The sequence below is a fragment of the Listeria ivanovii subsp. londoniensis genome, assembly GCF_000763495.1.
Taxonomy (GTDB): Bacteria; Bacillota; Bacilli; order Lactobacillales; family Listeriaceae; genus Listeria; species Listeria londoniensis.
This window is the reverse complement of record NZ_CP009576.1, coordinates 22,162-47,583: the sequence shown is the minus strand read 5'-3', so window position 1 is coordinate 47,583 and position 25,422 is coordinate 22,162. Positions and strand designations below refer to the sequence as shown.

At 36.1% G+C, this 25,422-nt stretch carries 24 protein-coding genes and 1 tRNA gene; 18 read left to right on the top strand and 7 right to left on the bottom strand.

Annotation, left to right across the window (positions count from 1 at the left end):
* Positions 1–35 precede the first annotated feature (35 nt).
* From recF to dnaA, 5 genes are all read right to left on the bottom strand, one after another.
* On the bottom strand, positions 36–1,154 hold the full coding sequence (recF, locus tag JL53_RS00210) for a DNA replication/repair protein RecF (protein WP_003718068.1): 1,119 nt from the start codon (positions 1,152–1,154) through the stop codon (positions 36–38).
* Between the two features lie 3 nt (positions 1,155–1,157).
* Positions 1,158–1,379, bottom strand: a complete 222-nt coding sequence (gene yaaA, locus JL53_RS00205) for a S4 domain-containing protein YaaA (RefSeq protein WP_003744888.1) — start codon at positions 1,377–1,379, stop codon at positions 1,158–1,160.
* A 179-nt stretch (positions 1,380–1,558) separates the two neighbouring features.
* Positions 1,559–2,902 (bottom strand): MATE family efflux transporter, encoded by a 1,344-nt coding sequence (locus JL53_RS00200; protein ID WP_003718066.1) that lies wholly within the window; start codon positions 2,900–2,902, stop codon positions 1,559–1,561.
* A 105-nt stretch (positions 2,903–3,007) separates the two neighbouring features.
* Positions 3,008–4,153, bottom strand: a complete 1,146-nt coding sequence (dnaN, locus tag JL53_RS00195) for a DNA polymerase III subunit beta (protein ID WP_003718065.1) — start codon at positions 4,151–4,153, stop codon at positions 3,008–3,010.
* 193 nt (positions 4,154–4,346) lie between these two features.
* Positions 4,347–5,702 carry a chromosomal replication initiator protein DnaA gene (gene dnaA, locus JL53_RS00190; RefSeq protein ID WP_038406327.1) on the bottom strand — a complete coding sequence of 452 codons (1,356 nt, stop codon included), beginning with the start codon at positions 5,700–5,702 and terminating at the stop codon, positions 4,347–4,349.
* 504 nt (positions 5,703–6,206) lie between these two features.
* Here dnaA and JL53_RS00185 point away from each other — a divergent pair.
* The 8 genes from JL53_RS00185 (at position 6,207) to JL53_RS00150 (ending at position 12,276) form a co-directional block, all read left to right on the top strand.
* On the top strand, positions 6,207–6,677 hold the full coding sequence (locus tag JL53_RS00185) for a hypothetical protein (protein ID WP_003718063.1): 471 nt from the start codon (positions 6,207–6,209) through the stop codon (positions 6,675–6,677).
* Positions 6,678–6,844: 167 nt separating this feature from the next.
* Positions 6,845–6,979 carry a 50S ribosomal protein L34 gene (gene rpmH, locus JL53_RS00180; RefSeq protein WP_003718062.1) on the top strand — a complete coding sequence of 45 codons (135 nt, stop codon included), beginning with the start codon at positions 6,845–6,847 and terminating at the stop codon, positions 6,977–6,979.
* An 89-nt stretch (positions 6,980–7,068) separates the two neighbouring features.
* Positions 7,069–7,428, top strand: coding sequence for a ribonuclease P protein component (gene rnpA, locus JL53_RS00175; RefSeq protein WP_003718061.1), 360 nt, complete (start codon positions 7,069–7,071; stop codon positions 7,426–7,428).
* Positions 7,429–7,468: 40 nt separating this feature from the next.
* Positions 7,469–8,332, top strand: coding sequence for a membrane protein insertase YidC (yidC, locus tag JL53_RS00170; RefSeq protein ID WP_003718060.1), 864 nt, complete (start codon positions 7,469–7,471; stop codon positions 8,330–8,332).
* Positions 8,329–8,949, top strand: coding sequence for an RNA-binding cell elongation regulator Jag/EloR (gene jag, locus JL53_RS00165; RefSeq protein ID WP_003718059.1), 621 nt, complete (start codon positions 8,329–8,331; stop codon positions 8,947–8,949). Before yidC ends, jag begins: the two co-directional genes overlap by 4 nt.
* Before the next feature lie 54 nt (positions 8,950–9,003).
* Positions 9,004–9,465 carry an ASCH domain-containing protein gene (locus JL53_RS00160; protein WP_144242631.1) on the top strand — a complete coding sequence of 154 codons (462 nt, stop codon included), beginning with the start codon at positions 9,004–9,006 and terminating at the stop codon, positions 9,463–9,465.
* Between the two features lie 77 nt (positions 9,466–9,542).
* Positions 9,543–10,079 (top strand): GNAT family N-acetyltransferase, encoded by a 537-nt coding sequence (locus tag JL53_RS00155; RefSeq protein WP_038406325.1) that lies wholly within the window; start codon positions 9,543–9,545, stop codon positions 10,077–10,079.
* A gap of 202 nt (positions 10,080–10,281) precedes the next feature.
* Positions 10,282–12,276, top strand: a complete 1,995-nt coding sequence (locus tag JL53_RS00150) for a transglutaminase family protein (RefSeq protein ID WP_038406324.1) — start codon at positions 10,282–10,284, stop codon at positions 12,274–12,276.
* Positions 12,277–12,329: 53 nt separating this feature from the next.
* On the opposite strand, the gene JL53_RS00145 is transcribed toward JL53_RS00150, so the two are convergent.
* Positions 12,330–12,402: transfer RNA gene (locus JL53_RS00145), tRNA-Val, on the bottom strand.
* 22 nt (positions 12,403–12,424) lie between these two features.
* Positions 12,425–13,450, bottom strand: coding sequence for a LacI family DNA-binding transcriptional regulator (locus JL53_RS00140; protein WP_038406322.1), 1,026 nt, complete (start codon positions 13,448–13,450; stop codon positions 12,425–12,427).
* 224 nt (positions 13,451–13,674) lie between these two features.
* Here JL53_RS00140 and JL53_RS00135 point away from each other — a divergent pair, with 224 nt between their 5' ends.
* From JL53_RS00135 to pgmB, 10 genes are all read left to right on the top strand, one after another.
* The gene (locus JL53_RS00135) at positions 13,675–15,375 is read left to right on the top strand and encodes an alpha-amylase family glycosyl hydrolase (protein ID WP_003721133.1); all 1,701 of its coding nucleotides are present in this window, start codon (positions 13,675–13,677) and stop codon (positions 15,373–15,375) included.
* Positions 15,372–16,670 (top strand): ABC transporter substrate-binding protein, encoded by a 1,299-nt coding sequence (locus JL53_RS00130; RefSeq protein WP_038406321.1) that lies wholly within the window; start codon positions 15,372–15,374, stop codon positions 16,668–16,670. The genes JL53_RS00135 and JL53_RS00130 overlap by 4 nt, the downstream gene beginning before the upstream one ends.
* A 76-nt stretch (positions 16,671–16,746) precedes the next feature.
* Positions 16,747–17,628 (top strand): carbohydrate ABC transporter permease, encoded by an 882-nt coding sequence (locus JL53_RS00125; RefSeq protein ID WP_003721132.1) that lies wholly within the window; start codon positions 16,747–16,749, stop codon positions 17,626–17,628.
* Positions 17,615–18,466 (top strand): carbohydrate ABC transporter permease, encoded by an 852-nt coding sequence (locus JL53_RS00120; RefSeq protein ID WP_003721131.1) that lies wholly within the window; start codon positions 17,615–17,617, stop codon positions 18,464–18,466. The genes JL53_RS00125 and JL53_RS00120 overlap by 14 nt, the downstream gene beginning before the upstream one ends.
* Before the next feature lie 18 nt (positions 18,467–18,484).
* Positions 18,485–19,537 (top strand): zinc-dependent alcohol dehydrogenase, encoded by a 1,053-nt coding sequence (locus JL53_RS00115; RefSeq protein ID WP_038406319.1) that lies wholly within the window; start codon positions 18,485–18,487, stop codon positions 19,535–19,537.
* A gap of 12 nt (positions 19,538–19,549) precedes the next feature.
* Positions 19,550–20,344 carry a sugar phosphate isomerase/epimerase family protein gene (locus JL53_RS00110; RefSeq protein WP_038406318.1) on the top strand — a complete coding sequence of 265 codons (795 nt, stop codon included), beginning with the start codon at positions 19,550–19,552 and terminating at the stop codon, positions 20,342–20,344.
* A gap of 56 nt (positions 20,345–20,400) precedes the next feature.
* The gene (locus JL53_RS00105) at positions 20,401–21,432 is read left to right on the top strand and encodes a Gfo/Idh/MocA family protein (protein WP_003721127.1); all 1,032 of its coding nucleotides are present in this window, start codon (positions 20,401–20,403) and stop codon (positions 21,430–21,432) included.
* Positions 21,429–23,606: a glycoside hydrolase family 65 protein gene (locus JL53_RS00100; RefSeq protein ID WP_038406317.1), complete on the top strand. Its 2,178-nt coding sequence runs from the start codon at positions 21,429–21,431 to the stop codon at positions 23,604–23,606. Before JL53_RS00105 ends, JL53_RS00100 begins: the two co-directional genes overlap by 4 nt.
* Positions 23,603–24,721, top strand: a complete 1,119-nt coding sequence (locus tag JL53_RS00095) for a glycerate kinase (protein WP_038406316.1) — start codon at positions 23,603–23,605, stop codon at positions 24,719–24,721. The genes JL53_RS00100 and JL53_RS00095 overlap by 4 nt, the downstream gene beginning before the upstream one ends.
* Positions 24,721–25,383, top strand: a complete 663-nt coding sequence (pgmB, locus tag JL53_RS00090) for a beta-phosphoglucomutase (RefSeq protein WP_038406314.1) — start codon at positions 24,721–24,723, stop codon at positions 25,381–25,383. Before JL53_RS00095 ends, pgmB begins: the two co-directional genes overlap by 1 nt.
* The last annotated feature ends 39 nt before the right edge of the window (positions 25,384–25,422 follow it).

Here is a 25,422-nt window from a genome sequence, read left to right as displayed (position 1 = left end):
CCACCGCACTTTCTTTTTCATCAAATTATATTAACCTAGATTAGGATTTTTTTTACTGTACCTTTTTCTACATGAAAAGTAGTTGCTTGTTTTAGCGTATCATGGTCGATTCCACTTGTACTTGTTGTCGTTACAAAGGTTTGTACTTTTCCTTCAATAGCTCCGAGCAAATGCGATTGACGATAATCATCTAACTCACTTAAGACATCATCAAGAAGTAATACTGGATATTCACCTGTTTCTTCATGGATAAGGTCAATTTCGGCTAATTTAATCGAAAGCGCCGTTGTCCTTTGTTGTCCTTGTGAACCAAAATCCTGCACATTTTGCCCATTAATATAAAACAGAGAATCATCCCGATGTGGTCCAATAAGCGTGACACCACGGTCAATTTCTCTTTGTTTGATTGATTCCATTTTTTGGAGTAAGTCCGCTTTCCATACTTTTGGATCATCGCCAGTCAATGTCACGGAAGCTTTATACTCGATTTTAAGTGTTTCTAAGCCGCGCGAAATTTGGTTGTGAATAGGTGCCGCGTAAGCCTCTAATTTCCGAATAAAATCGGCTCTTCTTTTTGTCAAATTAATGGCGACATCAGCGAACTGCTCTGTCAAAATATCAAGCAAAATCGGATCTACTTTGCGTTTCAGTTGCAACATTTTTAAATACTTGTTTCGCTGCTGCAAAATCCGCTGATACTCACTTAAATTATGCAAGTAAATCGGCTGCATTTGTCCAATTTCCATATTCAAAAACCGTCGTCTAATTCCTGGAGCACCTTTTACAAGAGATAAATCCTCTGGAGCAAAAATAACCACATTTAAATTACCAACATACTGACTAAGTTTCTTTTGTTCCAAATGATTTATTTTTGCTCGCTTGCCTTTTTGAGTGATGGTAAGCTCTAGTGGCACGGTTTGTCCGCGTTTCACGATTCGGCCTTCCATCTTGGCTTCTTCTTTTTCCCACATAATAAAATCTTTATCGTTTGTTGTCCGATGTGATTTGGCAAGAGCTAACATTAATATAGCCTCTAAAAGGTTGGTTTTACCTTGTGCATTCTCTCCAAGAAAAACATTTACAGATGGGGAAAATTCAAGTTCTAAGTTTTCATAATTTCGGAAATTCCTTAAAACAATGCTTTCTAAAAACATCTGTTATTTCCCTTGTTCAATTTTCACTTTGCCAATACCAGGAACAAGGACTACATCGCCATTACGAAGCTTTTTCCCCCGGCGGTTATCTTGCTCTCCATTAACATAAATTGTATTTTCACTAAGATACGCTTTCGCCATTCCACCAGTTGAAACTACATCAATCATTTGTAAAAGTTGACCAAGCGTTACGAACTCGCTATTTATCTTTACTGTTTCAGCCAAAAATTTCACGCCCAATCTTTTTTTATCACTACCTTCTATTTTACTAAAGTTTTGCCAATAATACAAAGAATATTTTCATATATTCGTTTTTCAGCTTTTTTTAGCAAAACTAATAGGGGGATATTATTTATTAAAAAAAATAAAATATGAGCTTCTGAGGCGTTTTTTGATTAAAAGGCTTATTTTCGTCGAATAACTGCCTTTTTCTTCCATGCTCCTGATTTATATCGCCAAACGCCGAGCATTGTTGCTGTAATCCATGCAACTGGAGTAGCCCACCAGAGTCCAATATAACCAATATAAAGTGACAATACAAAACCAATCACGAGTCTTGATACAAGCTCAAAAATCCCCATTGCTAGAGGAACCATTGCATCCCCAGTACCGCGTAACGTTTCCCTCACAACAAATAAAATACCTACAACAACATAAAATAGCGACACAATAAGTAAATAACTAACACCAATATCAATAACTTCCGACTCACCAGCATCAACAAATAGCAGCAAAAACTGTCGCGCAAAAAGTTGAACTAAAATGGTAATCGCGATACTAATAATCGTTACGACTTTAATTCCGGACCAAAAACCTTCACGAACACGCTCCATTTTTCCTGCGCCGATATTTTGACCTGCAAAAGTAGAAGAAGCAGCTCCAAATGCAATTCCTGGTTGATATGTTAGAGAATCAATACGACTAGCCGCGGTATATGCCGCCACAACAGATGAACCAAAACCATTTATTAAACTTTGGAGTGCCATATTCCCAATAGAAATAAATGATCCTTGTAAACCAGAAGGAAGTCCAATTCGAACCATTTCTTTTAATAGTGGGGGAGAAAGTTTGAATTTTGCTCGTTCTATTCTCATAAATGGCACATGACGATACGCATAATAAATCACTAAAACCGCTGCGACAGATTGAGATAATACAGTAGCAACAGCAGCCCCGCGCACCCCCATATTCATATGTACAACAAAAAGAAAATCAAGTACTATATTTAGTAAAGAAGATAATATTAAAAAAAATAAAGGCGTAATTGAATTTCCGAGTGCTCGAAGAATTGCTGCCATCCCATTATATAAGCTCATTGGCAAAATCCCGATAAACAAGGTTGTTAAAAATATTGTTGAATCATCTAAAATATTTGCTGGGGTTCTGAGTAAAATAAGGAGAGGCTTGGCTAAAATCACACCCGCAATCGTTAAAATAATCGCCGAAAAAACCACCGCATAAGTTGCAGTAGCAATAACATCTTTTAAACGATTAAAATCTTTAAAACCAAAATATTGCGCAACTACAACAGAAATCCCACTCATCAGTCCAATAATCAATGAAATCATAAAAAAATTGACTGAATTGGTAGCCCCAACAGCTGCAAGTGCATCTACACCAACAAATTTCCCTACAATAACAGCATCAATCATCGTATAAAATTGTTGAAACAAATTCCCAATCAACATTGGCATCGCAAACCAAAAGATTAATTTTGTTGGATTACCAGTTGTCATATCTTTCATCATGCTAACAATTACCCCCAATTGCATAAATATACATTTCAATTCAAAAACTGTACTATAACAAAAAAATAATCCGCCTTGAAGCAAGACGGATCTACTTTTTTAAAATTAATAAGTTCTAACAGGCGTGATTAATTGTAAAATTTCATTTGGATTTGTTGCATCTTTTGGTCGAAGTACGAATGGTCTCATCGTACCTGAGAAGGAAATTTGAATATCATCACCTTCAAAAGCACGTAACGCGTCCATCATGTATTTACCGTTAAACGAGATTTTGATTTCTTCGCCTGTAAAGCTTTGGCTGAAAACATTTTCTGAAACATTTCCGACTTCAGGTGAATTAGAAGAAACCTCCACTTGACCATTATCAAGAGTCATTAGTTTAATAACATTATTACGATTTTCGCGAGCAAGCAGGGACGCTCGATCAATTGCTTGTAAAAAGGCTTTCGAATTAATCACTAATTCTGATTTTGTATCAGTAGGAATTAAACGAGATGTATCTGGATAACTTCCTTCGAGTAAACGTGAATAGAATAATAAATCTTTTAACTTAAAAAGAATTTGGTTGTTAGCTAGTGTCATTTCAATAGATTCACTTGCATCATCTAAAATTTTATTTAGTTCTGCTAAGCTTTTTCCTGGAATAACAATGTTATATTCTTCATCAATGTCTGTTTCAAGCGGAATTTCTCGTAATGCAAGGCGATGGCTATCTGTTGCAACTGCGCTAAGTTTATTTTCTTTAATAATCCAGTTAACCCCAGTAAGTACAGGACGAACTTCAATTGCAGAAACCGCAAAAACAGTTTGTCTAATAATATTTTTAAGTACATTAATTGGAATTTTGATGTTTTTACCATCTGTAACTTCTGGTAATTTAGGATATTCCATTGGATCAAGTCCATTTAATGTAAATGATGCTTGTCCAGAACTAATGTTAGTTTGATAATTAGTAGTTACTTCGATTTCAACATTTTCTTCTGGTAAACGACGAACAATATCTCCAAAATATTTGGATTGAAGAACGATGCCACCAAAGCTTTCCACTTCTACAATTACTTCATCATTTTCAATTAATGGAATAAATGCTTCGATAGAAATATCTGAATCACTACCAGTTAGTGTAACACCTTCATCATTTACGACTATTTTTATCCCCGTTAGAATTGGAATCGTTGTTCTTGCAGAGATGGCACGCGTAACTTCATTGACTGCTTGGACAAGACGATCACGCTCAATAACAAATTTCATGAGTATCCCCCATTTTTTTATATTTTTGTAAAGCTTGAAAAACCTTTAATTAATTAATAAAAAATCGTAGTAATAGTAATAGGGCCTGTGGATTTGTGGATAAGTAGGTTGTAAGCCATGCGACATAAAGTTTTCCACATGTTGATAACTTGTGGGTAAGTATGTTTCAGTTATCCACATTGTACACAGTCTATTAAAACATATTTTGTGCTTTTCTTAAATTTTTTTCAATTTCAGCAAGGTCATTTTTCAACACTTGATCGGTTTTTAGTAGTTGTGATATTTTTTCATGCGCATGAATAACGGTTGTATGGTCGCGTCCGCCAAATTCATCACCGATTTTTGGTAATGAGGCGTCTGTAAGCTCTCTTGAAAGATACATAGCAATTTGGCGCGGGAAAGCGATACTTTTCGTCCGTTTCTTTGCTTTAAAATCTTCTAACCGAACGTGGAAATATTCTCCCACTGTTTCTTGAATACCACTAATTGTAATAACTTGTGATTTAGAAGAGGGGATAATGTCTTTCAGTGCTTCTGCAGCAAGACCAGCTGTAATATCTTTATTTACGAGGGAAGAATAAGCGACTACTCGGATGAGTGCTCCTTCTAATTCGCGAATGTTAGAATCAATTTGGTTTGCAATATAAAGCATGACTTCATTTGGAATATCCAGGCCATCTGCTTTTGCTTTTTTACGTAAAATGGCAATCCGCGTTTCTAAATCTGGAGGTGTAATATCGGTTATTAGCCCCCATTCAAAGCGAGATCTAAGCCTGTCTTCAAGTGTCGGAATTTCCTTTGGTGGCCGGTCACTTGAAATAATAATTTGTTTCTGTTCATCATAAAGCGTATTAAAAGTATGGAAAAATTCCTCTTGGGTTCCTTCTTTACCAGCTAAAAATTGGATATCATCAATAAGTAAAACATCCACATTACGATATTTTGTGCGGAATTCTTCGGTTTTATTATCGCGAATCGAACTAATAAACTCATTGGTGAATTTTTCACTAGAAAGATACATTACTTTGGCGTTATCCTTATGTTGTTGAACATAATGGCCAACTGCATGCATTAAATGTGTTTTTCCAAGGCCAACTCCTCCATAAATGAAGAGAGGGTTGTACGCTTTCGCTGGTGCTTCGGCTACTGCGAGTGATGCTGCATGTGCAAATCTGTTACCAGAACCAATGACAAAAGTATCAAAAACATAACGCGGATTAAGCATATGTTTGCCAATTTCAATACCATCTTCATCAAGTGATGGACTGGGTTTTATTACGGTATATTCAAAATTTTCTTCTTGTTCCCCGTCAATAAAGCGGACATCAAATAAGCGACCGGTTATTTCTTGCAAAATGTTAGCGATAAACTGAGTGTAGCTTTTCTCTAACCAATCGCGAACAAAATTATTGGGCGCTGAAATAATAAACGTGTTACCTTCTAATGAATGAGCCGTTGTTGATTTCATCCAAGTATCGTAACTCGGTTTACTCATATTTTTTTTGACAATTTGCAGTGTTTCTTGCCAGATGTCTTCAATTGATTGCACTAGTAACCCCCCTTTATATGTAATGTAAATGGATGCTTTAAAGTTATCCACAGATAGAAAAAGCCGTGGATAAGGTTATCCAAACGGTGTTAAAAAATTATCCACAAAGTGAAAATGAATTGTGGATAACTTTATTTTTCCCCAGCTATATTTCTATTCGACAGGAATTATAATATCAGAAAATCACTCTGATAGCAAGGACTTACCAAATTTATCCACAAAACTGTCCAGATGTGAAAAACGGTTGTCCACAGCCAGTTAACTTGTGTATAACTTGTGTGTAAATAAAACTGTAACGAAAATGTTAGAATTAATTATCCACAAGCCTTTGTGTGTAATTTCCCACTAATTGTGTATAAAGTTGAACTTAATTAGAAGGTTATCCACAATAAAAAGCCTAAAAGAGGTACTTATCCACACCTTTTGAGAAAGATTTCATTACGACAATGTGTTAAACTATTTAGCAGAAAAGAAAATAATGACTAAAAGATGAGGTTGTGAAAAATGATATTTCAACGTCTTTTGAAAACAAGAGATATAGAATTTTATCGTGTCATCCAAAACCAGAATATTGAAGATGTTTTTGGTTATTTATTGATTCATGATAAACGGGAACCAGCAGAAATTGATGATTTTACAGTGTTTGCGAGAAGTAATATAAATAAAGAAGCTTTTGCGGTAAATATTAAGAAAAACCATATCCATACAATGTTTTTTCACTTTACAGATTTAGAAGAAGAAAGTGAAATTCCAAAATTCACGAAAGTAATTCGCTTTATAGAAGGTTTATTGTCTTTTCAGCCTGAAACGAGTCACTATGTGGATAATTATTTAATTAAGAAGAAATTGATTTTTGAATATCCTGCTGAATTTGAGAAAATTGGTGAGTTTGCTAGATATTTAGTAGAGGTTTCGGGGCGGAAAATCATGATTCCAGACACCGCCAGAGAACAATATATTTATTTGACACAATAAATTTTGAAAAATGGTTTTTCTCTCCTTAAAAATATGATATGATAGTGAGCGGAGTCTAAATAGAAATTCGTCTAAATAGTATTGACAAAAAAGACTAGTTCACGTACAATATCTAAGACTGTCTAATAGATAAATTCGATTGGACCCTTTCATGGGAGGTGTAATTAATGAAAAGAACATATCAACCAAGTAAACGTAAAAGAAAAAAAGTACATGGTTTCCGTACGCGTATGAGCACTAAAAACGGACGTAGAGTTTTAGCAAGTCGTCGTCGTAAAGGAAGAAAAGTTTTATCTGCGTAGACCACTGAAAACGACTCAGTGGTTTTTTTTTTGAAAAATCTCTGAGTCAAACGGCCTTATACTAAGATATGTAAGAAGATGGAGAATGTATGAAAAAAAAATATAGAATCAAAAAAAATGACGATTTCCAAAAAGTATTTCGAAGAGGAAAATCTTTTGCTAACCGTCAATTTGTTGTTTATACTTTAAAGCAAGAAGGCAAGGATCATTTTCGGATTGGTCTATCGGTTAGTAAAAAAATTGGAAACGCTGTCTGTCGCAATAGAATAAAACGTTACATAAGACAAACTTTTCATGAACTAGAAGAGCAGATTAACCCTGAAAATGAATATATTATCATCGCCAGAAAACCGGCGGCCAATATGGATTTTCATGAAGTAAAGAAAAGTTTGATACATGTTTTAAAAGTAGGACGTGTTTTAAAACAGAACACAAACAATTCAAAATGAGTGGAAATTTGAAAAAGGCGAAATGGGAGGTTACATCAATTTGAAGAAGAAAAAGCGATTCAAACAGAAATTGCTCATCGCAAGTCTGGTAATTGGATTAATGGCTGTACTTTCGGGTTGTGGCTATTCAACGGATCCTATTACAAAAGATTCAACAGGATTTTGGAGTCATTACATTGTTTTTCCATTATCTTGGGTTATTACTTGGTTTTCTGATTTATTTGGGGGAAGTTACGCAGTCGGAATCATCGTTGTTACCATTTTAATTCGACTACTAATCATGCCTTTAATGGTGAAACAACTGAAGAGCCAAAAAGCCATGACTAATTTACAACCAAAAATCAAAGAACTTCAAACAAAATATGCATCTAAAGATAATGAAACAAAACAAAAACTACAACAAGAAACAATGCGTTTATATCAAGAAAATAGCGTAAATCCAATGATGGGTTGTTTGCCATTACTGATTCAAATGCCTATTTTATTAGGTTTTTATCAAGCAATTAGTAGAACCGCAGAAATTAAGACAGATTCATTCTTGTGGATGCAATTAGGTAGCCCGGATCCATACTTCATTCTACCAATCGTTGCAGCATTAACAACATTTGCATCTTCAAAAATTTCTATGATGGGACAAACTCAGCAAAATAAATCAATGGCAATGATTGTTTATATTATGCCAGTAATGATTCTATTTATGGGTATTACCTTACCATCTGCACTAGCTCTTTACTGGATTATCGGTAATATATTCACCGTATTCCAAACACTTTTAATTAACAATCCTTTTAAAAACAAACGCGAACAGGAGGCGCTAGCTGCTGCTCAACTAGAAGAAGACCGTTTGAAGAAAAAAGCAGCAAATATGAAAGCTTCCAAAAAAGGAGGTAAGAAAAGAAAGTGAGAGATTTAACTGCGCAAGGTTCAACAGTTGAAGAAGCAATCCAAAATGCCCTTACTAGTTTAGAAACAACACGAGATAAAGTAGAAGTGGAGATTCTTGATGAAGGTAAAAAAGGTATTTTCGGAATTGGTTCCAGATTAGCCATGGTGAAAGTAATTGAAAAAGAAGATGGTATCCAAGTAGCAATTGATTATCTTTTAGATGTTGCGACAAAAATGGGTGTGAAAATTAGCATTAACGCTGAAGAAGTTGGTAAAGATGTGAAGTTACAAATTAAAGGTGAAAGTCTAGGTATGTTGATTGGAAAACACGGTCAAACACTTAACGCGCTTCAATATTTAACGCAATTAATTGCTAATAAAACTACAAGCCAATACAAAAATATTATTGTTAACGTTGGTGATTACCGAGAACGCCGCCATGAAACTTTAGCACTTTTAGCTAATAAAATGGCAGATAAAGCTGTTAAAACGAAGCGTGCGGTTCATTTGGAGCCAATGCCTTCTTTTGAAAGAAAAATAATTCATGCAATTTTAAGTGAGAATGAACAAATTGAAACACATTCTGAAGGCCGCGACCCATACCGTTATATCGTAATTAAACCAGTGAGAAAATAGAGTTTTAGACTGGGGTTTTCAGGAACCTCGGTCTTTTTTTAGGAGGAAATTTAGGTGGAAAAGTATAAAGATTCAGTAAATAAAATGTGGCATGACTATCGAGCAAAAAATCAGGAAGTTTCCAATAAATTTGAGGCATGGGCATTTGGAGATTCAGCTGAAATGGCAAATGAACTTGGGGAACTTGTAATGGCGGGCACAAAAACAGGAACTAGCAGCTTGTTTTATTGGTGTGACCAAGGTGGAGAAACAATGCCATCTGTTGGTTCTTATGTTGTTATTTTAGATGGCGAAGAAGAGGCGATGGGGATAATAAAACTAGTGGATGTAACAATTATGCCATTTAATGAAGTTTCTGAGAGATTTGCTTATTTAGAAGGTGAAGGGGACAGAACACTTGAATATTGGCGAAAAGTACATACTGATTTTTTCACAAATGAGTCGGTTGAACTTGGAATAGATTTTAACGAAGATGTTCTTGTTGTTTGCGAAGAGTTTGAGGTTGTTTATAAATAAAATGTTTCACGTGAAACATTTTACTTTAGCGATGGGATTTGATAAGCTCTTTTTATTAATAAGACGGAGGTTACCGTATGGAAAATCGGAAACAAATGTTGAAAACGGAGCGACTTTTTTTAAGTGAAATGACATTGGCTGATACGGAAATTTTATTTGGTTACTGGTCAGATGATTCGGTGACTAGATATATGAATATTGAACCTTTCCAGAGCTTACAACCTGTGGAGGAAATGATACGCATGCTTAGGCAATTAGAAATGGAAGGTAAGGCGCTTCGATGTGTGATTATTTTACAAGCAACAGGAGAAATTATTGGGACATGTGGCTTTAATTACATTGATCACGAGAATCAGCGTGCGGAAATTGCTTATGATTTAGGAACACGCTTTTGGAAACGTGGTTATGCAACAGAAGCGGTACAAGCTTTAATGGAATGGGGAATAGAGTCCTTTAAGCTACACCGAATGGAAGCAAAGGTGGATCCTAGAAATGAAGCATCTATTAGTTTGCTTGAAAAGCTTGGTTTTCAAGAAGAAGGTCTACTTCGGGATTATGAAAAAATTGGAACAGAATATCAAGATTTGAAATTATTTTCTTGGTTAAATAAGTAACTTGAGAAGTGAGTCTATTAAAAAGGATTCGCTTTTTCAGTTTTTTGGATAGAATATTTTTAAAATATGTCGAAATATTTACTAAAAAGTGCATAAAAAGCAAAAGATACGTAAGAAATGTAATTAATTCTCTGTTGATTTTATATTATTATTGCTAAAATGGGAGTGTCTAAATAAAAAATATTACATGAGGAGTTTTACAATGGGAAAAGATTATTATTTTTTAGATTCAGCTTTAAGTTCTGCTGAATCTAAACAAGAAAATATCGATGCTTGGTTAGAGACGCAACAAACGGACTTTTATCAAGCTCAAATAGCACAAGAACGAGATTATTGTTTTTGGTGCAAGATGGTGGAAACAGCCAAACCTACTTCACGTAAAAGCTACACATCAATGGCATATACTTTAAATGACCCTAACATGTTAAATTCAGCAGCAAAATCTAATTTTATTTTAGCGGAAGATGAAGTGCTTTATATTCATACTTTATCCGTTGTTCGTGATGGTAAAGTAATCGATAAACTAAATGATATAAATGTGAAAGTATTAGATTATGTACGCGATGAAAATCAAGCTAGCTTTAATGATGAAAAAAAAGTGACTGTGCTAATTCGAGATTTGCATTTAAATGATATTTTCATTATTGAAACATCAACTGAGCTGAAATATCAGGAAGATAGCATTCGTAATCAATTTTTCCGCTGGATTTATACGTATCCAAACTCTTACTGGGCGTATGGAAAATACCGCTTCGAGTTAAAGAATGAAACAGGACAACAACTAGAAGTGAATTATAATTATTTCCGCGATGATGAAGGAAATATTTTAGAAAAAGAGAAAGAATTTGTTGAAAATCAAAAATCTTATGTCATTGAAGAAAATTCTTATATTGGAAAAAATCCAAATGAATTAGAGCTTGCGCCATTTATTGATTTTACAACGCAAAAAACGTATCCAGAAATAACGAAGACTATTAGTGACTTATATCAAAAGTTCTATCAAGTGGATGTGACTGACTTTGCGGCTGATTTCACTTCTGAATTAGATGAATTACCTTCGTTACAACATAAAATCCGACATACTATCGACTTTGTTCAAAAGGAAGTTTACTATTTATACAATGAAGCTGAAATGGATGGGCATGAACCGCAACCTGCTGAAGTTACTTACAACACGAAACAAGGTGATTGTAAGGCGAAAACACTTCTATTAAAAGTACTATTAGACTATCTTGGAGTGGACTCTGAGTTCGTTTTAGTTAGTTATGATCGAGATATCTTTTTACCTGTGTATGCGCCGTCTCCTTTCAATTTTAACCATGCGATTTTAAAAATTAATTATGAAAATCAAGTTTATTTTGTGGATGCGACAATCAATGATGACCAGGGATTTTTAGAAAACCGTCAGAAAAATAGCTTTATGTATTATTTGGAAATTAAGGAAGGAACAGAATTACAAAAACAAGAGCCATTTCAAGATCAAGTGCCATCAGTGGAAGAAATTGTTCGATGTGATGTCAAAGAAAACAAAGGGTATGTTACTTTTGAAAGAAAGTTACGCGGCAGAATGGCTAATGGCTCGCGCGAAATGTTCAAAAATGACTCGGTTAAAGATATTATCAATCGCTACAATTATGCCATTTATAGTAATATGACATTGTACAAAAAATATGAAGAAAATGAGATTGATAAATATTTTAGCGATGAGTCGATTAAAATAGTGGAAGATAATAAGGAACTAAATGAACTTTCAATCATATATAAGGCGACTATTTCTGATCCTTATATTGTAGAAAATAAAAAGCGCTATTTACATTTCTGGAGTTGGGGAAACTTCATTGATGATGCGGCTGAAAAACATTTCCATAAGGACTTCCCGTACTGGGTTGATCGCAATGTCATTAAAATGGAGATTCATTTGACGACAGATAAGCCAATTGATCAACAAGATTCGTATACGCGGCAAGAATGTAATATTAAATCTAAGTATCTGCAACATCGCGTCACGAAGAAAGTGATGAAAAATGGTGCTTCTACTTACTTGGAGTATAAACCATATCACAACCTCACTATTTCAGGAGAAGATTTAAAAGACTATGTGAAAGCAAACAAAGAAATTCTTAATAGTAATTGGGGTATCGGTATCGATATTATTGAGGATGGTTTGTTTAAAAAAATTGGTAAGTTATTTAAATAAAAAAAGTCCGTATGATAAATTTATTTTTAGCATACGGACTTTTTGCTATAAAATGGTCCCGACTGGTCTCGAACCAGCGACCCCCACCATGTCAAGGTGATACTCTCCCAACTGAGCTACAGGACCTAAGTAAATTCAGAAGATAAGATTAGCTGTTTATCTTCTGAATGGATTCACGTTCAATCATTTCGGTTTTAATAATGGTTGTTTTTGGTACATTTTTATCTTGATGAATAAGACGGAATAACAAGGTAGTTGCCTTTTTTCCTAGTTTATTTATCGGGATATCAATTGAAGTAAGCGGTGGTGATAGAAAAGATGATGCTACTTTATCATTATAACCGATGACAGAGAGATTTGCAGGGATTTGTAAGCCTTTATCCGCGGACATTTTGTAAATACTAAGCACTTTTAAATCATCCGTCGCAAAAACGGCAGTAGGTTTATCTTGGCCCTCCATTAAGCGTAGTGCAGCGCTGTAACTATCTTCAATGCTATAGCCACTATCAATAATCCAATCATTACGAAGATCTAATTGATGATCAAAAAGACAACTACGAAAACCAGCGAGACGATCAATGGAAACATGGTAATCGAGTGGTGCGTGAATACAAGCGATTTTTTTATGACCTTGATTAATTAAATGTTTTGTAAGAGCATAGCTGTCACCAAAATTATCCGTATCGACAGAATAAATATTTTTATAGCTACCTTCTACTTTTCCTGTGACCACGATGGGGATATTATATGGATCTAATTGGTGAAAAAAATCTTCATCCGCTGGGGAACTAAGCATAATAATACCTTTAATCATTTTTTCTTGGATTTTGGAAAGACATTTTTTCAGTTCATCTTCACTGTTTTTGGCAGTTTGAAGAATCAAATCGAAATTTTCCAACTCAGCTTGAGTGGAAATTGATTGAATTATTTCTGAAAAGAAAGGATTCCCAGTAGTCGTTGTAGTAGAACGATTGGAAATAACCATAATGGCATCAAATCCAGATGAAGTTAGAGCACGTGCTAGTTTACTTGGTTGGTAGTTGAGTTTATCAATTGCTACTAATACTTTTTGTCGTGCTTCTTTGGAGATGTTAGCTTGATTATTTAATACTCTTGATACCGTAGACTTTGAAACTCCCGCATGTTTTGCTATATCGTAAATGGTAGCTGCCAAGATAATCTTCCTTTCTCTATGTATGGTTCCGGTATCGGTTCCGGTCATTATCATCCTTGTTTATCTTACTCAATTTTTAAGAAAATGTCCAACTAGAGGTTAGATCTCTACCAAAACACTTCTATACCAACATATAAAAATTTTTTTTGAAATTGTGTTTGACAGAAAGCGCTTTCCATACTATAATTCTTTTTGTGGGAGCGCTCCCGGTTAGGAGGTAGATGATGACGGATTTAAGAAAACGACTTTCGCGATTATATCCGAAAGATGTGGTAGACAGTTTGGCAACAAGAATCGAAGCGCGAGTAAATGAAACGAAACAGCAAAAATTAACACGTAAGAGTAAGTGGGATGAGAAAGATATTGTTTTAATTACATATGGGGACCAGTTTCAAGAAGAAGCAGAAAAAATGCTAACAAGTTTTAAGAAAATGTACGATGGTTATTTAAAATCAGTTTTTGAATTAGTTCATTTTTTACCGTTTTATCCGTATTCGTCGGATGATGGATTTTCTGTGATTGATTATAAGCAGGTAAATCCGGGACTTGGTGATTGGTCGGAAATTCATGAAATGGAAAAATCGGCACGGTTGATGTTTGATTTTGTTTGTAATCACATGTCAGCAAAAAGTGATTGGTTTCAGCGATATTTGGCGGATGACCCAGAATTTGCGAATTTCTTTGTGGAGATGAACCCAAATACAGACCTTAGTTCGGTAACTAGGCCACGTGCGACTCCTGTACTTACACCATTTAAGTTTGCTTCAGGGGAAGAAAAGTATATTTGGACGACTTTTAGTGATGATCAAATTGATTTAAATTTCGCGAATCCGGAAGTGCTTTATAAGATGGTGGATGTCTTGTTATTTTATTTGGAACAAGGAGCGGAATATGTACGACTCGATGCAGTGGGCTTTATGTGGAAAGTACCTGGAACTAGCTCGATTCATTTAGAGGAAACACATGAAATTGTAAAATTATTTAGAGATTTAGTGGATATGGCGGCTCCAGGAACGATTATTATTACGGAAACCAATGTGCCACACGTAGATAATATTAGCTACTTTGGAAACGGTGAAAAAGAAGCACATATGGTATACCAATTCCCGCTTCCACCGCTCGTATTACATGCAATTCATCATGGGAATGCAGCTTTCCTAAGTGATTGGGCGCGGAATCTTAAGTTGCCAGAGGGTAAGCGAACTTTCTTTAACTTCCTTGCTTCTCATGATGGTATCGGTTTAAATCCAGTTCGTGGAATTATCCCAGAAGCAGAGATTTTGGCATTAGTGAATGATCTTGAGCGAGAAGGAGCTCTTGTTTCCTATAAGCAAAACCCAGATGGTTCTAAAAGTCCTTATGAAATTAATGTGACTTATATGGATGCGCTTAGTAAACAAACGGATAGCGATTTAGCTAGATTACACCGCTTTGTAGTAGCTCATGCAGTACTACTGTCGATTCCTGGTGTTCCAGCTGTATATATTCAAAGTATTTTAGGGAGTAGAAATGATGTTGCCGGTGTTGCAAAAACTGGTCAAAATCGCTCTATTAACCGAAAAAAATATAATTTGACAGAAATTACAGCTGAAATAGAAGATAAAGGGTCACTTCGAAATGAAACTTATGAAGCGTTAACAAAACTGATTAACGTACGAAAATCGGAATCACTTTTCCATCCAGAAATACAGATGGAGGTTATCGATTCTCCGGCGGAATTATTTGTTATCAAACGTTCATCCGGCGCAGAGTCACTTATATTGATTCATAATTTATCAGAAAAAGAAGTAGAGTACTCACTAGACAGCGGTGTTTATACAAATATTTATACGAACTCCACTATAACTGGGAGCGATTCCATAACACTTAGTGGCTATGAATTCTGCTGGCTAAAAACCAAAAATTACAGGGAGGAACAAAAATGAAGAAAAAGAGTCTTGGATTACTTGTTGTTGTGTTGGTTCTAAGTGCGATACTCGCTGCATGTGGAGGGAAAAGTTCTAGCAGTAGTGGCGGCGAAGTAACGATTGAATTTATGCATTCATCCGTTGAAAAAGAACGTTTAGATGTTATTAAAAAATTAATTGCTGATTTTGAAAAAGAAAATCCAAAAATTAAAGTAAAACAAATTCCTGTTGAGGAAGATGCGTTTAATACAAAAGTAGTAACGCTTGCTCGTTCTGGTAAACTTCCAGCAGTAATGGAAGTAAGTCAAGATTTTGCTAAAGTAATGGATAAAGATGAGCTAATTGATCAAGATGCAGTAAAAGATGTTATCAATTCGGTTGGGGAAGATAACTATTATGAGGGAGCAACTAATCTAGTTCGCTCTGAAGATGGTAAAAGCTATATTGCTGCTCCACTTAGCGGCTGGATTCAAGGGATTTGGTATAACAAAAAAGCGCTAAGTGATGCTGGCTTTGAAGAACCTAAGAGCTGGGCTGATGTTGAAAAAATTGCGAAAAAATTCACGAATAAAGCAGATAAAAAATACGGTATTGCAATTCCAACAGCCGAAAGTACAATGAGTGAACAAGCATTTTCACAGTTTGCTCTTTCTAACAAAGCTAATGTCCTAGATGAAAAAGGTAATATCACCATTGATACACCAGAAATGAAAGAAGCTTTACAGTACTACAAAGATCTTTCTGCTTACACTATGCCAGGTTCTAATGATGTAACGGAAATCAAGGATGCATTTATGAATGGAACTGTTCCAATGGCAATGTACTCTACGTATATTCTTCCATCTGTTTATGAAGAAGGTGATCCGTCTAATATCGGATTTGCGATTCCAGAAGAAAAAGAAAAAGCAGTTTATGGCACCGTTTCTGGTTTAACTATTTCTGCCGGTTTAGATGATGAGCAAAAGAAAGCAACGAAAAAATTTGTTGAGTACTTATCCGCACCTGAAAATATGGCAACATGGGTACTTATGTCTCCAGGTGGTGCTCAACCGGTAAATAAAGAAGTAGTAGAGCAACAAGCATACAAGGAAAATGAAGTAATTAAATCGTTTGGAGATCTTCCGAATGAAATTGCAGCTTCTTTCAATGATATCCAAGTTTTCGGACTTGTGGATGGTAAAAACTTCACGAAAATGGGAGATATTACTAGTTCAGGAATTATTGCCCAAATGGTTAATAATGTAACTGTTGGTGGCGGCGATGTTTCAGATGATTTAAAGGCAGCACAGAAAAAAGCCGAAGAAGGTAATTAATAAAATAGCGGGGGGAATGCGTGTCTCCCCGTTTTTTTACAGTTTAGGACGTCGCTTTTTGATTTAAGGAGGCATTATGAAAACGAAAGTATATAAAAGGTCAGATTTTAAGTTAGCAATGATTTTACTTGCACCGAGTTTTGTTTTACTGGCAGCACTTGTTTTATATCCGATGATTTCTAATATCCAGATTAGTTTTTTAGATATGCCGCTTAATCCGAATATTAAATCAATCTTTGTAGGGTTACAAAATTATATTGATATTTTGAAGGATCCAGAGTTTTATAAATCGTTGGGTCTTACAGTGGCTTATACAGCGCTTGTGGTAATCGGAAGCACTGGGATGGGGCTACTTGTGGCAATATTCTTTAACCGTGAATTTAGGTTTAGAAGAACGGCTCGGTCGCTGATTATTTTATCTTATGTGACACCTTCTATTTCTCTTATTTTTGCATGGAAATACATGTTTAATAATGGTTATGGCGTAATTAACTTTATGACAGTGGATGTGCTTCATTTATTTAAAGAAGCGCCACTATGGTTTGATAATCCTGTTTCTAGTTTCTTTTTAGTAACATTTTTTGCGATATGGCGTTATTTCCCGTATGCATTTATTTCGTTTTTGGCGATTTTGCAGACGGTCGATAAGTCGCTTTATGAGGCGGCGGATATGGACGGAGCTAACATTTGGGATAAATTCAAAATTGTTACTTTGCCAGCAATCATGCCGGTTTTAGCAACAGTTATTACGCTTCGGGCGATTTGGATGTTCTATATGTTTACCGATGTATACTTACTCACGAATAAAGTAAATATCCTTGGAGTTTATTTATATAAAACAGCATTCGCATTCAATGATTTAGGAAAAGCAGCAGCGATTTCTGTGATATTATTTGTCATTATTTTTGTAGTGATTATTTTTGCAAGAAAGCGGGTGGATTTGAATGGCAGTAAGTAGTAAAAAGTCAAAAAGAACAAAGAAAATCGCTTTTTATGTGACGATGGTTGCATTTTTATGTATTACCTTGTTCCCATTTGCGATTATGTTAATGACTTCTTTTAAAAGCAGCAAAGAAGCCATTTCTACAAATCCAACATTTTTTCCAAAGGATTTCACTTTTCAGCATTATATAGATATTTTCAACCCAGATATTTTTCCGTTTTTGACATATTTTAAAAATAGTTTGATGGTGTCTATTTTTGCAGCGGGGATTGCAGTTGTTTTGGGGATTTTAGGGGCATATGCACTTTCGAAATTACGCTTTAAAGGGCGGATGACGATAAATGCAAGTTTTTACACAGTTTATATGTTCTCGGGAATCTTGTTGATTGTTCCGTTGTTTAAAATTATTTCGAGCTTGGGATTATATGATACGGAGACGGCTTTGATTATCACGATGGTTGTCCAAACATTGCCAACAGCGGTATTTATGTTGAAAAGTTATTTTGATACCATTCCATCTGATATTGAAGAGGCGGCAATGATGGACGGGTTGAATCGATTCCAGATTATTTTACGAATTATTGTACCACTCGCGATTTCGGGAATTGTATCGGTATTTGTATATTGCTTTATGGTTGCTTGGAATGACTATCTGTTTGCTTCGATATTCTTATCAAGCTCAGAGAAATTCACGTTACCAATTGGACTTAACACACTCTTTAGTACACCAGACTACATTTGGGGTAGAATGATGGCGGCATCGCTTGTTACGGCGCTACCAGTTGTTATTATGTACGCAATTTCAGAAAGATTTATTAAAGGAAACTTAACTGATGGCGGAGTTAAAGGATAAGAAAGGAAGTTTATATAAATGAAAAAATTAGTTGCAACTGCACCGCGTGTGGCGGAGTTAGTAGAGTATTTTGACCGGGAAGTTTTAGAAGATGAAGTGAAAATTAAAGTGCAATTTGCCTCTCCTAAACATGGAACAGAAGTAGTGGATTTCCGTGGAATTAGTCCTTTTATTGATGAAGAATTTTCACCGGAATGGAATCTATTTGTTTCACGTGAAACAAATAGTGCGCGAGGTATTGTCTTTGGCGAGTTCCAGCTGGGGAATATGGTTGTTGGTGAAATTATAGAACTTGGTAGTAAAGTGACGGAATACGAGCTTGGAGATATTGTTTGTTCTTACGGGCCAATTATGGAAACGGTGATTGTAAAGGCAGTCGATAACTACAAACTACGTAAGTTGCCAGAAGGAGCGAATTGGAAAAATGCGGTTTGTTATGATCCGGCCCAATTTGCAATGAGCGGTGTACGTGATGCCCATGTTCGTGCGGGTGATTATGTTGTCGTTGTGGGGCTAGGAGCAATCGGGCAAATTGCGATTCAACTAGCAAAGAAAGCTGGAGCAAGTATTGTTATTGGCGTAGACCCACTTAGCCATCGCCGTGAAATTGCAGAGAAACACGGTGCAGACGCTACTTTTGATCCGATTAATACGGATGTTGGTTTAGAAGTGAAACGACTTACTGGTAAACTTGGTGCGGATTCTATTATCGAAACAAGTGGTAATTCTGCGGCACTTCAAGCAGCACTTCGCGGGATTGCTTATGGTGGGACGATTTCCTATGTCGCTTTTGCGAAACCTTTCCCAGATGGCTTTAATCTTGGTCGTGAAGCACATTTCAATAATGCAAAAATTGTCTTTTCACGTGCAGCAAGTGAACCTAACCCTGATTATCCTCGTTGGGACCGCAAGCGAATTGAAGAAACTTGTTGGGAACTGCTTATGAATGGTTACTTAGATTGTAGTGATTTAATTGATCCAGTAGTTCCATTTGCTGAATCAGCGGAAAGTTATATGAAATACGTGGATAGAGAACCCGATTTAAGTATTAAAATGGGTATTACTTTATAAGGAGTGGTGAAAATGAAATTAGGAACACAAAACCAAGCATTTTTCCCGGAAAATATTCAAGAAAAATTTGCTTATGTAAAAGAAATGGGCTTTGAAGGTTTTGAAATTGACGGTAAATTACTTGTTGAAAATTTGGAAGAAGTCAAAGTTGCAATCAAGCAAACAGGTTTACCCGTATCAACAGCTTGTGGTGGTTATGATGGTTGGATTGGGGACTTTATTGAAGAGCGTCGGTTGAACGGTTTAGAAGAGATTAAAGCCATTCTTGAAGCGTTGCAAGAGGTTGGCGGGCAAGGAATTGTTGTTCCGGCTGCATGGGGAATGTTCACGTATCGTTTACCGCCAATGGTTTCACCGCGATCTCAAGCAGGTGATTTTAAAGCCGTGAGTGAATCGCTCGTTTACTTAGATAAAATCGCTGGGGAAACAGGGACAAAAGTTTATCTTGAACCACTTAATCGCTATCAAGATCATATGATTAATTTACTAAGTGATGCGCAGAAATATATTGATACAAACAACTTGAAGCATGTTGAAATTATTGCTGATTTTTATCATATGAATATTGAGGAAGACAGCATACCAGGAGCGCTTCGTACCTATAAAGATTCGATAGGGCACATTCATGTTGCAGATAACCATCGTTACCAACCAGGTAGCGGAAGCATTGATTTTAAAACAAGTTTTGATCAATTGAAAAAGAATGGTTATAACGGATTTTTAACTTTTGAATGTCGAGTTCGTAGTGAGAATCCTGAGCAAGCTTACAAAGACGCATTAGCGCATTTAAAAAGCTGTTTAATTTAAAATAGAAAATCCGCCCCAATTCAAGCGGGCGGATTTTTCTAAAAGGAGTTTCGGATATGAAAAAAAGAGTGGCAATTATCGGTGCAGGACAAGTCGCAGAGAAGGTTCATGCAGCATATTATAAAACAAGGGATGAGCTAGAACTAGTTGCTGTTTGCGACCCAAGTAAAGAACGTGCAGCAGAATTTCAAGTGAAAAACGGCTTTCAAAGTTATTATGCTACCGCAGAAGAAATGTTTGCTGCTGAACAATTAGATATTGTTAGTGTTTGTACGCCAAATCGGTTTCATTTTGATAATGTGATGTTGTCACTTGCGCATGGGGCAGCAGTTATGTGTGAAAAGCCACCCGCAATGAGTGCGTCGGAAGCTAAGGCAATGTGGGATTTAGCAGAGCAGAAAAAAACTATTTTGGCCTATGATTTTCATCACCGTTTTTCAAGTGAAGCTCGGTTTTTAAAGCAAAACGCGGCTCTTTTTGGAGAAATTTATTGTGTAAAAGCAACTGCGCTTAGACGTTCAGGGGTACCGGGATGGGGCACATTCACAAATAAAGAGATGCAAGGCGGAGGACCGTTAATTGATATGGGGATTCATATGCTTGATGCGGCAATGTTTGTACTTGGATTTCCAAAAGTAAAAAAAGTTACGGCAAAAAGTTTCCAAAAAATTGGCACGAAAAAAAGCCATGGCACATTTGGTTCATGGGATCCAACGAAGTATACAGTAGAAGATGCTTTATTTGGCTTTATTGAGCTGGAAAATGGTGGCTTAATTGAGTTAGATACTTCTTTTGCTTTACATATTAAGCCGGAGAGCGTGCTGAATGTAGACTTTTTTGGCGACTTGGCGGGCGGTAGTTTGTATCCTGCTGAAATTTATACGGATAATGCAGGTGAGTTTCAGCTTTTGGAGCAGCTAGGAGCACTTGAAGAGAATAAGCATGAAAATAGTATGAAGGCTTTTGTTGATAGCGTGCTCGGTTTGTCAAATGAACAACTTGCGGGTGCAGAACAAGGTTATAGAATTCAAAAAATTGTTGAAAGTTTATACGAATCGGCAGAAAAAGGTGAGAGTGTTTTTTTATGAAGAAAATAATCGAGAAGGAATTTGCAGTAGATTATCTAAATAAATATGGAAGCCAAATGACTATAGGGAATGGTTATTTGGGTATTCGCGGAGCATTGGAGGAAGACTATCCAGAGCAAGTTCGCGGGATGTATGTAGCAGGAATTTACAATCGACCAAGCGGATCAACAAGTTCGGAACTAGTGAACTTACCAGATATTATGCGGTTTCAGTTGACACTTGATGACGAGATTTTCTCCATGCAAACGGGAACAGTTCACCATTATGAACGTTATTTAGATATGAATACAGGAGAATTAGTCAGAAAAATTACTTGGGAAAATAGCGCACATAAAAAATATCAGATTAATTTTCGACGATTTGTTTCCAAAGTAGCGAAACACCTCATTGCAACTAAAGTTGAAATTACCCCTTTAACGGATAATGCGGTAGTGAAAGTGCGAACTGGAATTGATGCGCAACAAACAAATTTTGGTACACAACAGTTAGCAGAGTTGAGCATGCGGATTTTTGATGAAGAATTGATGGTTGGCGAATATGAGACGATAGAAAGTAAGCAACGAATTGTTGTGGCAACTAAAGTAAGTGCTAAAGGGATATTCACTGCTAAAAACCGCCAGTTGATGACGGAAGTAAAACAACATGTGATGGCCAATGGAACATTTACTTTGGAAAAAATAAGTTCGGTTAATACAACACTTGGTAAATTGGATGAAGAAATTCCGAGTACCACTTATCATGAACTAAAAATGGCTTCAGATATAGCTTGGAACGATTTTTGGCAATCTGCTGGAGTTCAAGTGGACAGTGTAAATGTAATGGATCAATTTGCGCTGGATTTTGCTACCTATCATTTAGAGGTTATGACACCAAAAGATGATATTCGTTGTAGTGTCGGGGCGAAGGGGCTAACTGGCGAAGGTTATAAAGGTCATGTTTTCTGGGATACAGAAATATTTATTCTACCATTTTTCTTATATAATCAACCGAAAACTGCGAAACAATTGCTTCAATATCGTTATTTACATTTAAAAGAAGCAAAAGAAAAAGCAATTAAAAAAGGCTACAAAGGGGCACTTTATCCATGGGAAAGCGCATTTTCTGGGGAAGAAGAAACGCCAGAATTTGCAGCAATTAATATTCGGACGGGAACACGCCAAAAGGTGGCTTCAGCAATTTCAGAGCATCATTTAGTAGCGGATATTGCCTTTGCAGTGTGTGAATATGAAGCAACAACAAAAGATGAGCAATTTATGAAAAATTATGGGGCCGAGATGCTCTTAGAAACAGCTGAATTCTGGATAAGTCGGGCTGTTAATCGTAATGGGCGTCTGGAGATACTGGATGTTATTGGACCGGATGAATACACAGAGCATATTGATAATAATACGTATACTAATTACATGGCGTACTATAATGTGAAAAAAGCTATGGACTGGAATAAAGAAAATAAAAACTTCCAAAAACGTGCGGAAGCGTTTTTAGCAAACTTGTATTTGCCAGTGGCGAGTGATACGGGGATAATTCCGCAAGATGATACATTTCTTCAAAAAGATTGGATAAATTTGGATAAATATAAGAAAAATCAAGGTACACAAGGAATTTTACTGGACTATTCTCGGCAAGAAGTGAATGAATTGCAAATCTTGAAGCAGGCTGATTTGGTCATGTTATTTTATCTTTTTCCAACAATTTTTAATATGGAAACAATGAAGAAGAACTTAGATTTTTATGAAAAGCGGACAATCCATGATTCTTCATTAAGTAAAGCAATCCATGCAATAGTAGAAAATCGGATAGGCGATAGACAGCAGGCATATCAATTTTTCCAAGAGGCGTGTTTAATTGATCTTGGGCCAGAACCACATTCGTCTGATGACGGACTCCACGCTGCATCCCTTGGTGCTATTTGGCTGGCTGTGATTTTTGGATTTGCAGGTATTGATACAAGCGCTGAAATACTCCAAATTACGCCGAAATTACCAGATGCATGGAAATTGGTAGCCTTTGAATTTGTCTGGAAAGGCGAAAAAATTAGTTTTAAAATTACATCAGAAACACTAGAAATTTCAAAAGCTACTAAAAGCGTGCTAGAATTAATTATCCTAGGGGAAAAGCAGCTATTAACGGATAAATTAATTATTAACTTTAAACAAAAGGACGTGTCTTTATGAAAATCGTTATCGCACCGGACTCTTTTAAAGAAAGTTTGACGGCGCAGGAGGTAGCAGAGTATATTAAAGAGGGCTTTCAAGAAGTTTATCCTGATGCAGATTATCATTTACTTCCAATTGGTGACGGTGGAGAAGGGACGTTAGCGATTTTAAGTGAGGCTTTCTTGGCAACAAAAATGAAAGTCAATGTTTCTGGTCCATTTGGAGATATTCTCCCGGCAGAAATTGCTTTTACTGATGGAAATAAAACCGCACTTATTGAAATGGCTGAAACTTGTGGTTTACATTTAGTTCCTTTAGGTCAAAGAAACCCGCTCCAAGTCAGTACTAGAGGAGTAGGTGAATTAATTCTCTATGCTATCCAAAAAGGTGCAACAGAGATTATTATTGGCATTGGTGGAAGCGCTTCAAATGATGGCGGAATTGGCATGGCAAGTGCGCTTGGCTATGAATTTCTAGATAAAGATGGGCAAAAGCTACAACCAATTGGCGCCAACCTAGCAAAAGTTGCAACAATCAACGCCAAAAATGTTCCAGCTGAGTTGCAAAACATCACTATTAATGTAGTTACTGATGTTGAAAACCCGTTATGTGGGGAAAAGGGAGCTACATTTGTTTTTGGTCCTCAAAAAGGTCTACCGAAATCTGATTTAGAAGAAGTGGATGCAGCAATGGCGCATTTTTATCAGCTGGCAAATCCAATGATGCTCACTATGCCTCGTGCTGGCGCGGGTGGCGGAATAGGCGCTGGTCTCGTGACATTTTTACAAGCAAATTTACTCTCTGGAATCGATTTTGTTATTGAAGCTCTTCAAATGCAAGCGGTTTGTGAAGACGCTGATTTAGTTATCGTCGGGGAAGGGAAAATGGACGGGCAGACTGCGGAAGGAAAAGCACCAGTAGGCGTAGCAAAACAAGTGACATTAGGAACACCAGTTATTGCAATTTGTGGAAGCGTAGGGACAGATTTAGATGCTGTTTATAAAGCTGGCATTACTGCTATCTTCCCATCTATTGCAGAACCAGCAACATTAGAAAAAATACTAAAAGAAACCCCTAATAATTTAAGAAGAACCGCGCGAAATGTGGCGGCAGTTTGGAAAGGAAGAGTTTAATGACAATAGCTTTAAAAGGAGTATTATTTGATTTAGATGGTGTTATCACAGATACTGCACATTATCATTACCTTGCTTGGAAAAAAACAGCAGAGAGTATTGGGATTGAATTTGATGAAGCATTTAATGAGAATTTAAAAGGAGTGAGTAGAATGGATTCGCTGCTACTCATTTTAAAGAAAGATAACCGTGAAAATGACTTTACAAAAGAAGAGCTGGAAACACTTGCTGCTGATAAAAATGAATTCTATGTTAGTCTCCTTCAAGAAATTTCACCTGCAGATGTGTTACCAGGTATTAAAGAGTTGATTGCAGCACTAAAAAAGCAAAACTTAAAATGCGCAATTGCTTCTGTATCTAAAAACGCACGTACAGTTTTAAGTGCATTAGGAATGGAACAAAATTTTGACTATATTGTTGATGCAGCAAAGATCACTAAATCAAAACCAGATCCTGAAATTTTTATTGAAGCAACTCGTGGGTTAGGACTTACTCCATCAGAAGTTGTTGGGATTGAAGATGCTCAAGCAGGCATTGAAGCAATAAATGCAGCAAATATTATTAGTGTAGGTGTTGGTTCGGGTCTTCGTAATGCAGATATGACTGTAAAACACACTGGTTTGCTTGATTTACGTATTTTAGAAATATTACATAGTAAATAAAATGTTTCACGTGAAACATTTTAAATATGTCAAAAAATG